Origin of the sequence: Pseudoalteromonas distincta (genome assembly GCF_000814675.1) — a bacterium.
Classification (GTDB): Bacteria; Pseudomonadota; Gammaproteobacteria; order Enterobacterales; family Alteromonadaceae; genus Pseudoalteromonas; species Pseudoalteromonas distincta.
Genome location: NZ_JWIG01000012.1, coordinates 1 through 13,259 on the forward strand (window position 1 = coordinate 1; position 13,259 = coordinate 13,259).

At 39.1% G+C, this 13,259-nt stretch carries 14 protein-coding genes; 1 reads left to right on the forward strand and 13 read right to left on the reverse strand.

Annotated elements, in window-relative coordinates:
• From QT16_RS08925 to QT16_RS08940, 4 genes are all read right to left on the reverse strand, one after another.
• The coding region (locus QT16_RS08925) for an IS481 family transposase (protein WP_039488080.1) at nt 1-795 on the reverse strand (795 nt) is incomplete at its 3' end.
• A 263-nt stretch (nt 796-1,058) separates the two neighbouring features.
• On the reverse strand, nt 1,059-1,508 hold the full coding sequence (locus QT16_RS08930; protein WP_039488082.1) for a response regulator: 450 nt from the start codon (nt 1,506-1,508) through the stop codon (nt 1,059-1,061).
• Complete coding sequence (locus QT16_RS08935) at nt 1,505-2,959, reverse strand: sensor histidine kinase (RefSeq protein ID WP_039488085.1); 1,455 nt, start codon at nt 2,957-2,959, stop codon at nt 1,505-1,507. The genes QT16_RS08930 and QT16_RS08935 overlap by 4 nt, the downstream gene beginning before the upstream one ends.
• Before the next feature lie 289 nt (nt 2,960-3,248).
• Nucleotides 3,249-3,686 carry a PACE efflux transporter gene (locus QT16_RS08940; RefSeq protein WP_007585216.1) on the reverse strand — a complete coding sequence of 146 codons (438 nt, stop codon included), beginning with the start codon at nt 3,684-3,686 and terminating at the stop codon, nt 3,249-3,251.
• Between the two features lie 129 nt (nt 3,687-3,815).
• Here QT16_RS08940 and QT16_RS08945 point away from each other — a divergent pair, with 129 nt between their 5' ends.
• Nucleotides 3,816-4,724 (forward strand): LysR family transcriptional regulator, encoded by a 909-nt coding sequence (locus QT16_RS08945; protein ID WP_039488086.1) that lies wholly within the window; start codon nt 3,816-3,818, stop codon nt 4,722-4,724.
• 6 nt (nt 4,725-4,730) lie between these two features.
• On the opposite strand, the gene QT16_RS08950 is transcribed toward QT16_RS08945, so the two are convergent.
• The 9 genes from QT16_RS08950 to QT16_RS08990 are packed head-to-tail and all read right to left on the reverse strand — an operon-like array spanning nt 4,731 to nt 13,064.
• Nucleotides 4,731-5,384, reverse strand: coding sequence for an MOSC domain-containing protein (locus tag QT16_RS08950; protein ID WP_002959846.1), 654 nt, complete (start codon nt 5,382-5,384; stop codon nt 4,731-4,733).
• Entirely contained in the window at nt 5,384-5,842 is a 459-nt protein-coding gene (moaE, locus tag QT16_RS08955; RefSeq protein ID WP_039488088.1) for a molybdopterin synthase catalytic subunit MoaE, read from the reverse strand. The genes QT16_RS08950 and moaE overlap by 1 nt, the downstream gene beginning before the upstream one ends.
• Complete coding sequence (locus QT16_RS08960) at nt 5,842-6,141, reverse strand: MoaD/ThiS family protein (RefSeq protein ID WP_039488090.1); 300 nt, start codon at nt 6,139-6,141, stop codon at nt 5,842-5,844. The genes moaE and QT16_RS08960 overlap by 1 nt, the downstream gene beginning before the upstream one ends.
• Nucleotides 6,119-6,589, reverse strand: coding sequence for a cyclic pyranopterin monophosphate synthase MoaC (moaC, locus tag QT16_RS08965; protein WP_002959838.1), 471 nt, complete (start codon nt 6,587-6,589; stop codon nt 6,119-6,121). The genes QT16_RS08960 and moaC overlap by 23 nt, the downstream gene beginning before the upstream one ends.
• A gap of 1 nt (nt 6,590) precedes the next feature.
• A complete protein-coding gene (gene moaB, locus QT16_RS08970; RefSeq protein ID WP_039488093.1) occupies nt 6,591-7,130 on the reverse strand; it encodes a molybdenum cofactor biosynthesis protein B in 540 nt (179 codons plus the stop codon).
• Nucleotides 7,127-7,825 carry a molybdenum cofactor guanylyltransferase gene (locus tag QT16_RS08975; RefSeq protein ID WP_052201218.1) on the reverse strand — a complete coding sequence of 233 codons (699 nt, stop codon included), beginning with the start codon at nt 7,823-7,825 and terminating at the stop codon, nt 7,127-7,129. Before QT16_RS08975 ends, moaB begins: the two co-directional genes overlap by 4 nt.
• A gap of 1 nt (nt 7,826) precedes the next feature.
• Entirely contained in the window at nt 7,827-8,798 is a 972-nt protein-coding gene (moaA, locus tag QT16_RS08980; protein ID WP_039488094.1) for a GTP 3',8-cyclase MoaA, read from the reverse strand.
• Between the two features lie 16 nt (nt 8,799-8,814).
• Complete coding sequence (locus QT16_RS08985; RefSeq protein ID WP_039488095.1) at nt 8,815-11,511, reverse strand: nitrate reductase; 2,697 nt, start codon at nt 11,509-11,511, stop codon at nt 8,815-8,817.
• A 29-nt stretch (nt 11,512-11,540) separates the two neighbouring features.
• Nucleotides 11,541-13,064, reverse strand: coding sequence for an FAD-dependent oxidoreductase (locus QT16_RS08990; protein WP_052201217.1), 1,524 nt, complete (start codon nt 13,062-13,064; stop codon nt 11,541-11,543).
• Nucleotides 13,065-13,259 lie beyond the last annotated feature (195 nt).

Here is a 13,259-nt window from a genome sequence, read left to right on the forward strand (position 1 = left end):
CATAGCTTTGGTTTTTGTATGATCGATATCATTAATAGCCAGATATAACTGGTAATCATGATGTTCGACTTTGCCACAATATTCAGTGCCTCTATCGGTTAGAATACGTAGCATGGGAAGCTCGTACTGTTCGAAGTACGGCAGTACTTTGTCGTTGAGTATGTCAGCCGCAGTAATTGGCGTTTTCGTGGTGTAGAGCTTAGCGAACGCTACTTTGCTGTATGTATCAACGAAGGTTTGTTGGTAGATACGCCCAACGCCTTTGAGATTACCCACGTAAAATGTATCTTGAGAGCCTAGATAACCTGGGTGAGCCGTTTCAATTTCACCACACGCTTCGTCATCATGTTTTTTCTTTTCAAGCGCAGCTACTTGAGCGTCGGTGAGAATAATACCTTCGTTAGCAACTTTATTTTCTAGTGCCTTGAGACGCTTTTTGAAGTTCTCTAGGTCATGACGTAGCCATATTGAACGAACACCGCTGCCAGAAACGAATACGCCTTGTTTTCTGAGTTCATTACTCGTTCTGTGTTGGCCATGAGCTGGATAATCGACAGCGTATTTAATGACGGCTTGTTCAGTTGCTTCATCAACTCTATTTTTTAAGTTTGGCGCTCTACGACTTTTATCAATTAACGCATCAAGTCCACCGTCTTCGACGAGTTCTTGATATCGATAAAATGTATCACGGGATACGCCCATCACTTTGCAGGCTCTTGATACGTTGCCAAGTTCTTCTGCAAGATTAAGTAAACCCGCTTTGTGTTTAATAATTGGATTGTTAGTATATAGCATGAGAGTTACCTCTTATATGTTTTGATTTAAAGATTCGACACCTTTTATCAAAACGGGTAACTCTCACTTTTTCAAGTTGATGTGTCAGATCTTGTCTGAACTAATACAAATAAATAGGTTATTTTGAGCCTCTGTAAAATTGAAGCTTAAATCAGACACCTATATAACTTTAAGCTAAAAACCTTTGGTTTGAGCCACATACTCAAACTAAAGGCTCTTCAATTGGCACAGCCTAATGGGTTAAAACTTAAAATACCTACAAATCAGCTGTATTTATCTAAATGCTGACCAATAACAGCCATCACTTTTTCTTTTAACTCTGCTGCCTGAAAACTTCCTTTTACAAGGTAACCTTTAACAAAGTCGTGTGACATTATAATCTTTTTTTCTTCTTCTCTTTCTGATGAGCTAAACATCATAACTACACACGAGCTTATCTCTATCATTTTTCTGAGTTTAGAGAACTCCTCTAAAAATTGAATGCCATTAACTTTTGGCATATTAATGTCTAAAAATATAAGAATTGGAGGAAATCCATCAGGGTACTTTATTCTATTCGATTCATAATTTTCGAGAAATTCTAACGCTTCTTGACCGTCTTTTTTTTCATAAATCGTAAGCTCTAACTTGGCTTCTTTTATTAGCCTTTTCAGAATATACCGGTCAACTTCGTTGTCATCGACAATTAATATAGGAGGTTTAATTTTTGTCATATTAGCTTATCCAATGGTATTACTATTTTAAATGTTGTGCCTTTATCAGAGCTTTGCAGTGATATTTCACCGTTTAAGTACTCAATATGTTTTTTAACCAACGCCATCCCTAAACCAGAGCCCGTACTCGTCTGTGCATGAAATCGCTTAAACATATCAAACACCTCACCTTGATGCTTTTGTGGTATTCCCATTCCGTTATCTGTAACAGTAATAAAAAACGTCTCTTGCTCATTGAAAATATCACAGCGGACATAAGGAGAGTCTTTATTTCTGTCGTAATACTTCAACCCGTTTGAAATTAAGTTTTCAATAATTTGAGCAAAACGCGCTTTTTCTGACTTTATAGGTACTGATAGATTAATTGTTGTCTCAAGCGTACAAGGATTATCTTTCATAAGCCAAGTGAGTCGCTCTTTCATATCAATAATTAACTGATTAAAGTCAATTACATCTCTATCTTCACTACCAATTTCAGCTTTAGCTAATAATAAAATATCAACAACAAGTGTCTCTAACTTTTCCATTTGTTGATAGATAACCAATGCATTTCGACTTGCCTCTTCAGTATCTCCTGCTTTTATATCTTCAATAACAAAATGCGCTAGGGATTTAGCCCCTGACAACGGTGATTTCAGGTCATGAGAAGCTCGATAAGCAAACTGTGCAAGTTCGTCATTTGCTTGCTGCAGGGAAGCTGTTTGGCTATTTATAATCTCTTTGAGTTCAATACTGTTTTCAATATTTAAAAGATCATTTTTAATCCGCTGCCTCGCCGCGATAACGAGTGCTTTTAATTCACCCGACGTTTTTATATCAAGCTCATCATCTAGATTAATATTGCTTTCAGGTTTACTTGATAAGAGCAGAGTAAGATTTCGAATAGAGCTGGATATAGTACGAGAAAGGTAACTTATAAAAATAATATTAAAAAAGGATATGACGATAACAAGTGGGATTAACGTCATTAGTATAAACGATACTGTTTTTCTGATTGGTTCTTCAAACATCTCAGAGTGTTTGTTAAAGCTGACAAGTGCAACATTAAGGTTTAGTAAAAAATCATCTCTACTGAGCTCACCTTTTTTATACTGAGTAACTGACAGTAGTGTTTTATCCGCAATTTCTATATCTTTTTCACAAATTGTTAAAGTTTGCTCTGTGTTAATAAATTTCATAACAGCGTAATTTAATGGATTTATTTCTTCAATACACTCAATTGGTTGCTGCCTAATTAACACTATATCTGACTCAATGGTATTTATATCTATGGGGAGGTCATTTTCTATTTTTTTAACTGACTTGGTAAGTTGATGAGTATATTTTAAGTGAAGAAAATTAAGCTGGTGAAACTTAGCCCCTTTAGCTATTTCAAAAGCTGAGTAAACAGTAATACTTACCTCTGCAGCTGTTAAAATCACAATAAGCATCAGTTTTCTGGAGATATTCATATACGATACCTATTTTAGCTACTAACCCAACAGTTTTTTAATAACACTATAATAATTATAGTATTTATAACATTAGGTATAGCAGGTTTTATCTTTTTTACTAGGTCCTCTATAAATAATAATTTATGCTTAACTTTGTTCGCTTTTAATAAAAAAATCCTTTATTAGTTTTTTGCCACTATAAAGCAAACTTGGGTAATATTACGCCTCTAAAAGTGCTGGTGCATTGGCAAATACACCAGCAGCTAAATACAAACTTTGTTAAGTCATCCCATATTTAAAAAGTGTATTAACATGCAGCATTTTTTGAATGAAAAATATAGGCTCGTGTGTGGTCGTACACTAGGTTAAAAGTAAAAGCGTAAAGGGTTATAAAAAAAGTTACGCCGATATCCATTATTAATGCTTCCCATAAGCCTACGTTTAAAATGCTCGCCATTACGGGAATAGTAAAAACAAGTAACCCGCCTTGAAATAAAATCACGTGAAAAATACGGAATAATACAGATCGTTGCTCTTTTGCACCGGTAGCTACTTTGTCAAAAAACCAATTAAAAACAAAATTCCAACACATCGCAATCGTTGCAATTATAATCATAGTGCCCGATAAAGCCGATATTGCATGCTCTGTAAATACAGCCAAACCAATAATCGACAGCGTTACCGCTAATACTTCAAACAAAACAGCCTGAAACATCCTCTCTAGCGACCCCATTTTTGCATCCATAATTAACCCCTTTTACGCCAAATAATTAAAGAAAATAATAGTGACATAATTTAATTATTTGCAAAGTTAGTAGCCATCACCTTTAGTGATAAGATGAGCAAATAAGTACTCACCTTTAAGTTGAATGATATGTATAGTTTTGAGCAACTAAAAATTTTTGTAACCGTGGTAGAAACAGGATCTTTTTCGGCAACAGCCCGAAAGCTTAACCGTGCACAATCGGGAATTAGCCAAGCTATTTCTAATCTTGAAATAGCGATTAATCAAACATTGTTTACGCGTAATAAAAATATACCCAGCTTAACGATTAGCGGTAAGGCATTGTTACCTGTCGCATACTCTATACTTCATCAGCAAAAATATTTTGACCAAAAAGTGGATGCATTAGCAAAAAATTATGAGCATGAGGTAATTATAGCTATTGATGAAAGCCTAAATAATCAAGATATTTTAAAAGTGATTACCCCACTTGCTGATCAGTTCCCGATTACTAATTTCGAAATAATATCGACAACAACTGACGATGTAGAAAACTTAGTAAAAATAGGAAAAGCACAACTAGGTATCATTTATAGTGATGGGGAACTAAAAGTTGATATGGATTTTTTTCTATTGGGTCAAGCTCGATTTTTAACGATTTCATCACCAGAACACCCGCTTGCAAAGCTAAAGGCTGTAACAAGCAATGATTTAAAAGCCCATAGGCAATGTGTTCATCGCAGCCTTAGCCAAAAAGAGTTATGGTTTAGCTACGCAATTAGCTCTAGGATTTGGTACGCAAATACACATCAAACCCTTATCGACTTAGTAGTTCAGAGTATTGGTTGGGCGCTTGTACCCGAGTTTGCTATTAAGAAGTATATAAACCAAGCTGAAGTGATAACGCTACCCGTTACTCATGAACAAGGCGGTTGGCTTACTCCTGTGGGATGCGTTGTTTCAAGAAGCCAATCAACAGGACCTGTTCTTCAAAGTTTAATAAATAGGTTGCAGCAACACTTTTTAAAGAGAGATAGCGCGGGAATAGAACAGTTTTAAACTGCTTTATTCACTTTCAATAGCAAGCTTCTTCTTTAGCTTTTCTTGCCACTCTACAGCAAGCTCTGGCAAAGTTAATGCTTCTAAAAGTATGTCTTCATAACCTACGTATTTTTTATCAAAAAATGCCTGGAACAGTTTTTTAACTGATATGTCGTGCGAGGCTTTCTTCTCGATAACAACACTATCACCCGTTTTTGCAACGCCTTGCTCTAGTACCCTAAAATAAACGCCAGTGCAGTAATACTGCGTAAACAGCTTAAGACTGTTTTTATTATTAAGGGCGATAGCGAGTTTAAAACAAGGCACACGAGGCTGGCTTACTTCAAGCAGTGCAGTACCAATTCGAATATGGTCACCTATGTGTATATTCGCTTCATCAAGGTCAGAAATCGTGAAGTTTTCGCCAAAGGCACCTACAGCTAAATCATCATTCTCGAGGGTTTGTTTCCAATAATCATAATGATTGTGCGAAAACGCATAAACCGCTTTATCAACCCCGCCGTGATTAACTAAATCAGCTTGCTCATCTCCTATTATATTTAGCTTTTCAATAACAACAGGTTCGTTAGTTGGGGTTTTAAAAATACCGGTTTTAACCTCTTTTCCGTTATACACTACCGTTTTTATTTTAGAGATATTAGTAGAGATTATTTTCATTAAGACTCCCACCTACCCAGCGCTTGTTTGTCACTTTGTTTAAACTCAACCCAATTTGATGAGTCTTTAAAGTGCTCTTTTTTCCAAAACGTGGCGTGGTTTTTTAAATAATCCATTATAAATTGTGCGCCTTCGAACGCGGCTTGGCGATGGCGGGACGTTACACCTACAAATACAATTTGCTCGCCAAGTGCTAAGTAACCAACGCGGTGAATAATGCATATTCGCGCCAGTTGCCAGCGAGTTTGTGCTTGCTCTGCAATAGATTGAAGCAGTTGCTCGGTCATACCAGGGTAGTGTTCAAGCTCAAGTGCAATAACATTATCGCCACTGCTGAACTCTCTTACCAAACCTGTAAAGGTGACAACAGCGCCATCGCTTTTATTACTACTACAAAGCGTATTGTGCTCGTCACCTACATTAAAATCATCGGTTTGTACTTGAATATGTATGCTCATTAGCCACCTGTAACCGGCGGGAAAAAGGCAAGCTCATCCCCTGCTTTCACTATTTCATCACTTGATGACATAGTTTGGTTAAGCGCTGCAAGTAGCTCACGCTCCTCCAGCCACGGTTGCCAGTGCGGGTATTGACTCACTAATCTTAATTTAAGCTCTGAAATAGTAAGCGGCTGCGTAATCTCAAGACTTAATTTACTGCACTTTAACCGCTCTTTTAGTTGCCCAAAAAACAATAACTCTACTTTCCCGGCGCTAGATATTGCATCGTTTGGATTAATCGCGTTGCCAACTACCATTTTTGCCCCCTGCTTTTTGAGTAACGCGCATGCCGCTAATTTCCATTAGTGGGTCGGCTGCTTTACACATATCAAACAAAGTAAGGCTAGCCACAGATACCGCTGTTAACGCTTCCATTTCAACCCCCGTTTTACCGGCAAGTTTGCAGTAGCTGGTTATTTTAATTTGGCTATTTTCTTCATCAAGTTCAAAGTCAACAGCGACTTTACTAAGTGCAAGCGGATGACAAAGCGGGATTAAATCAGCGCATTTTTTAGCGCCTTGAATACCCGCAATACGTGCCACGCCTAGCACATCGCCCTTTTTGTTTTGATTAAGCATTACTTGTTCAAAGGCAAGCTTACTCATGCTAATAAATGCTTCAGCTGAGGCATCGCGCAAGGTTACGTCTTTGAGCGATACATCAACCATATTAGCTTGGCCGTTTTCGTCAACGTGACTCAACATACTATTGCTCACGCGATTCACACTTTTTACCAATGGTAATGTGCGGTGCAAAGTTACACGGTTTATGCATTGAGTTAAGTTGATCTTTTATTATGCCTGTCCACGCTGTTTTACATGCGCCTGTAGAGCCTGGCATACAAAAAATAACGGTGTTGTTAGCAAGTCCTGCCAATGCACGAGATTGAATAGTAGAGTTACCAATTTCGCCGTACGATATGTGCCTAAATAGCTCACCAAAACCGTCTACGCTTTTATCAAATAGCGGCGCAAATGCCTCTGGTGTTGAATCGCGCTCAGTAAAGCCTGTACCGCCAGTCACTAAAATAGCATGAATGGTGTCATCGGCTATCCACTGCGATGCCACTGCACGCATTTGGTAAACGTCGTCTTTAACTATGTCTTTATCAGCTAAGTGATGACCAGCTTCAGTTAGCGCTTTAATTAAGTAATGACCTGAGGTGTCAGTAATTTCATCGCGTGTATCGCTTACCGTCATTACGGCAATGTTTAATGCTATTTGTGACTCAGTTGTGTGGCTCATAATGTTCTTCTTAATTGATTAATGCTTTGGTCAAAATGCTCATTTACAGCTTTAAATTGCGCCGGCGTATTGGTGTTTATTAATGCATGCGTTTTATTACATAAAAGCGTTTGCACACCAATACTTTGGGTAAACTGTTTTATTGACTTATGACTGTTTGCGTTTGTGAGTATGTGTTTTAAATGATTTTTTACACTGCTTGTATTCCGAATATACAGCGGTAGTGGTTCATTTTCAAAGTGCCAAGCATGTATTTGTGACTGATTTAATTGATTGCTCACACTTTGTACTTTATTTGACTGAGAAGCCAGCACAATTGTGCTTAACAAACTACTCGTAAGTAGAGGCATATCTACCGCAGTAATAAGTAAGTCATGCTCGGTGGCTATTAATGTTGAGTAAATACCGCCAAGGGGTCCACTATTTGGGTGTATATCTTTAACGTACTTTTCTGAGGGATAATCGCTCGGTGAATAATGGTTCAATGATTTGACTGGATTTGTCACGTTGCGGCTTACCAATATGTTTTTAGCGCCTACGTCTTTTAATAAATCACACGCATTTTGCAATAGTGTTTTATTTTTTAAAACTAAATCGGCTTTGTCTGTGCCCATTCTTGATGACTTACCACCAGCAAGCACAACGCCTGTAAAATCTCGCTTAGCTTTTATATTAGATTTTATATTAGCTCCCATGCTAGCCACCTAACATAGCTAAATGAGTTGTCGCACCTGTTAAGCGCTTATCTAGCTCATGACTTATTTCTTTATTGCCCATAGCGGCTTGAATTGCCTTTACGGTCGCTGCAGTATCGTCCTCGTTTAGTAGTTCGCGTAAATCTATACCTTGCTCGGCAAACAAGCATAAGTGCAATTTACCCAGCGCCGACACCCTTAAGCGATTACAACTTTTACAAAAGTCTTTACTGTACGGCATTATTAAACCAATACGACCATCGTAATCAGGATGACAAAATTCCTCAGCGGGTCCGTTTAATTTTCCCTTAACGACTTGTAACCAGCCTTGAGCTAAAAGCTGGGCTTTAACCGTTTGCCCACTTAAGTGGTTTTCTTCAAAAAATGTTGCGCCGTCACCGGTTTCCATTAATTCTATAAAGCGCACTGTAACTTTGCGGTGTTTTACCCACGCTAAAAAATCCTTTAATTGGTTTTTATTAAACTGCTTGGCAAGCACTGCATTTATTTTTATATCTTTTATGCCCAGCTCTACCGCGCGTTCAATCCCTTTTAAAATAAGGTTAAGTTTGTCGTGCCCTGTTATGAGTTTAAACATACTTGGATTTAAACTATCAATACTGACATTAAGCGCATCAAGCCCGGCTTCTGCAAATTCATCAATTTTCTTTAATAAATTAAATCCGTTGGTAGTAATGGCTACTTTTTCTATACCAGGCGTATTTTTACAGAGTTTTATAATATCGGTGACGTTGTTTCGCAAGCACGGTTCGCCACCTGTAATACGCACTTTTTTAGTACCTAGTTCTGCAAACGCATTTACCAGCGTGTTAATTTCGTTTTTATTTAAAAAATTACGCGGCGTATCGCACTGATACCCGTTTGGTAAACAATAACTACAACTAAAATTACATACATCGGTTATTGAGAGGCGCAAATAGTTAAACTGCCGACCAAATTGATCATTAAGCATATGCTTCCTTTTTTCTTTACATTACAACCGCAACATCAATGCTGCTAGAACCTGCTTTGTAATGTTGTTTTATTAATTGGCTTAATTGTGTTTTACACGAACCGCAGTTCGTCCCACATTTAAGTTCAGACCCCAATTGCTCGACTGTGTTTGCACCGTTTTTAATGGCGTTTATAATTGGCTGCTCTCTTACTTTAAAGCAGCTACACACTTGCACGCCTTGAGTAAATTCTTCATCGGGGGTCGCATAAAGCAAAGACTGTAACTGTGTAAACGTCAGTAATGGCTCTGCAAATAAATGGTTTATCCACTCAAGTGATATTTCTTTTTGTTCATTAGAAATAACACCAACAAACGCTAATTGATCGTTTTGAATACACTGCACATGCATGGCTTTTGCCGTATTCATAGCCGACCACTGCCCTTGTAAACCAGTTAAGGTTTGGCAGTAATACAGTAAATCACTTTGTGGTTCATTAAGCGCCAATTGGTAATTAAAGCAATTACTAGCATTAACTTTGAGCCAAAAATCACTGTTTATAACAAGTTCGTTTTTAGCAAACAGCTGCATATATTGCACAAAGGGTGCTTTAACTATATTAACAGCGCCGTGTTTACACTCAGCCTGACCAGATAGAGGGTCAACTACCGATTGATACAACCCACTTACTGTTGCTGATGACGCAAATTGCTTATTCCAATGAATAGGCATAAAGCATTCACCTTTTCGCACAGCATCGGTTACTTTTGCATGCGCGGTAACCTGCCCTGTTTGGGCAATCGCGCTTATTAAATCGTTTTGTTTAATTGCTAATTTACTGGCATCAAGCGGATTAATTTCAATATACGGGCGTGTAATATGCGATGAAAGCGCAGTGCTTTTACCCGTGCGGCTCATCGTATGCCATTGGTCGCGTATACGTCCTGAGTTCATTACAAACGGATAATCAATTGATGTTTGTTGCACAGGTAATTGCGGCGTTATAGGTATAAAACGCGCCTTTTTATCAGCGGTGCTAAATTGGTTATTTGTAAAAACCTGACCGTTTTTATAAGGCTGATTTTTAACAACAGGCCACATAATGGGTTTTAAGTTATCGTACTGGCTTTTTGTGAGCCCAACTAAACCAGAGAGGTTTAATAATCGGCTGCCGTTATTTTCAAAGTCGGTTAATTGTGCCCATTCTTCAAAAATGCCACTTGGATCTGTAAAATCAAAACCTTCAAAGCGCATTTTTTTAGCGACTTCACACATAATTTGCCAATCGTTTTTAGCACCCGAATAAGGCGCTACTAACGGGCGCTGTCTTGATATTCTGCGCTCTGAGTTAGTTACTGTGCCGTTTTTTTCGCCCCATCCGGTTGATGGAAAGGCAACATCGGCAAATTTTAACGTATCACTTTTTGCAATACAGTCAGATACAACCACCAGCTCACAGGTCTCTAATGCTTTTTTAATAGCGGCGTTATTGGGCAAGCTCACCATTGGGTTTGTTGCCATTATCCACACTGCTTTTATTTTGCCTGCGGCTATTTCATCAAACATATCAATAGCATTGCTGCCTGCTTTGTTAGCAATAGTTGGCGAGAGCCAAAAGCGTTGTACAAGTGATTGATGCGCTTCGTTTTCAATATCTAAGTGCGCCGCTAACTGATTAGCCAAACCACCGACTTCGCGCCCGCCCATCGCATTGGGTTGCCCAGTAATTGAAAACGGACCACTGCCTGGCTTAAGTAATTTACCTGAGGCTAAATGTGCATTAATAATGGCGTTGCATTTATCTACACCCGAACTTGACTGATTTATACCCATTGAATAAAAGCTAATCGCACTTGGGCTGTTAGCAAATAGCGCGTAAAACTCAGTGACTTGGTCAATTGCTATATCGCAAAAGTCACTAACTGCCTCACAGCTCCATTTTTGTACTTCTTGCAATGCGCTTTCAAAACCGTTTGTGTGCTGAGCAATAAATTGCGTATCGAGGTGGTTATGCTCATTTAAATAATTAAGCAAACCGTTATAAAGCGCAGCGTCACTGCCTGGTTTTATATTTAAAAATGTGTCGGCAAGCTCCGCTGTGTCGGTTTTACGCGGATCAATAACCACTACTTTCATATTTGGGTTAAGCTGCTTTGCACGCTCCATTCGCTGATACAAAACCGGATGAGTCCACGCTGCATTTGAGCCAATTAAAATAAGTAGCTCAGTTTGCTCTAAATCCTCATAGGTACACGGCACTACGTCTTCACCAAAAGCGCGTTTGTAACCTGCCACAGCAGACGACATACACAGGCGCGAATTTGTATCAATATTGCCTGAGCCTATGTAGCCTTTCATTAATTTATTCGCGATGTAGTAATCTTCAGTAAGTAACTGCCCCGATACATAAAAAGCCACCGCATCGGGTCCGTGCTTTTGTATTACGTCGTTAAATTTATTGGCAACATGGTCGGTTGCTTCATCCCACGTAACGGCTTGGTTATTAATAAGGGGCGACGTTAAGCGATTATCACTGCCTGTGGTGTCGAGCAAATGGGTGCCTTTTACACATAAACGACCAAAGTTTGCGGGGTGTTCTCGCATGCCTTCAAGCTTGGTTGGCACATTATTCAAAAGTGAAATATCAACACCGCACCCTACACCACAGTAAGCACATGTTGTTTGTTTTAAACTGGTTTTATTTATAGTTGGTGACGTGTTTGCGGTTGTCATACTACTGCTCTCTTTTAGTGTGCTTTAATTTATGCAGGCTGTTTTACAGGCTCATTAAGGGTAACTACGTTAATAGTGTTACTTGCTTTAGCAAGCACGCTGTTTATTACGTTTTGAACGAGCTTTTCACACCCTCCACAACCTGTACTGGCTTTGGTGCTTTGCTGCACACTTGCCAAATCTATGCAGCCGTTAGAAACTGATTGTTCAATGGTGTGTTTGGTTACTTTATGACACGCGCAAATAATGGCGTCATCAGGCAAGTCATCGGCGCTTAGCTCTGCTATGTCGCCGGCAAGGGGCATAATGAGCGCTTCGGGATCGGTGGTAAGTTCAATGTCGTTTAAATGATATTGCAGCAAATTGTCGTAATCGCTGGTATCGCCAACAAGTACCGCGCCAATCAGCTTATTACTTTGTGAATTAGTGACTATTTTTTTATAAATACCATTGGCTTGGTCTTCAAAGTAATAGCTTATTGCGCCTTCGCTGCGTGCATGCGCATCGCCGATAGAGCCTACTTCAACACCCATTAATTTAAGCTTGGTGCTCATATCGGCACCGCTAAATTCATCGGCTTTATTGTCTAAGCCAGTACTTTGTAAACTACCTTGCTGCGTATCTTGTGAAATATGACCAACTGCTATTTTAGCCATGGCGTAACCAGGTGCCACTAAGCCAAAAATAAAATCATTCCACAGTGCACATTCACCAATAGCGTATATGTTTTTATCGCTCGTTTGGCAGTGGTTATTAATTACAATACCGCCGCGCTCGCCTAACTCTAAATTAAACTCGCGGGCCAAATTATCATAAGGGCGAATACCCGCCGAAAATACAATCATGTCGGTTTCAAGGGTTTTACCGCCCTTAAAACACATTTTGTAACGGCAACTTTCACCTTCTACTATTTCCTCCGTTGCTACCGATGTATGCACAGTAACGCCTAAATCCGTAATTTTGTTTTTTAGTAGCCGACCGCCACCAGCATCAACTTGTACACCCATAAGTTGCGGAGCAAATTCTATTACGTGAGTATGCAGACCCAATTGCTTTAATGCGTTTGCAGCTTCAAGCCCCAGTAAACCGCCACCAATTACCACGCCTACTTTGCTGCCGTGGGCTGAATTTTTTATTGCGTGTAAATCGTTAATGGTGCGATAAACAAGGCAATGCTCGCGATCTTTACCCGGTATAGGCGGTACAAATGGGAATGAACCTGTAGCAAGCACAAGTTTGTCGTATTCAAACAACTCCCCTTTAGCGGTCGTTACAGTTTGCATATCACGATTTATATCAACCACTTTAGAATGAGTATGAAAGCGTACTTGCCAATCGTCATAGGTTTTATTGCATGTAAGTGCGAGGTCGTCTGCGGTTTTGCCTTTAAAAAAAGAGGATAGTTGTACACGGTCATACGCTAAACGGTCTTCACCACTAAGTACCGTAATTTCAAATTGCTCATCAGCTTGATTTTGAGAAACTAGCTGCTGCACAAAATGGTGCCCGACCATTCCGTTTCCTACCACTACAACACGCTGCTTGCTTAGCATTTACCCACCTTAAAATGATATCTACTTTAGTGATTGACTAAAACTGACATCGAATAATTTGTTATAGGTTTGTTATAGCAATATGTAAGCCAAATATATAAGCATTTAAAATCAGCAGGTTGCCTACATTGGTGCAGAGGTGAAAAGCATAAAGCCCCACAAGATGGTGCAATTGCACCATCTTGTGTCGCTATA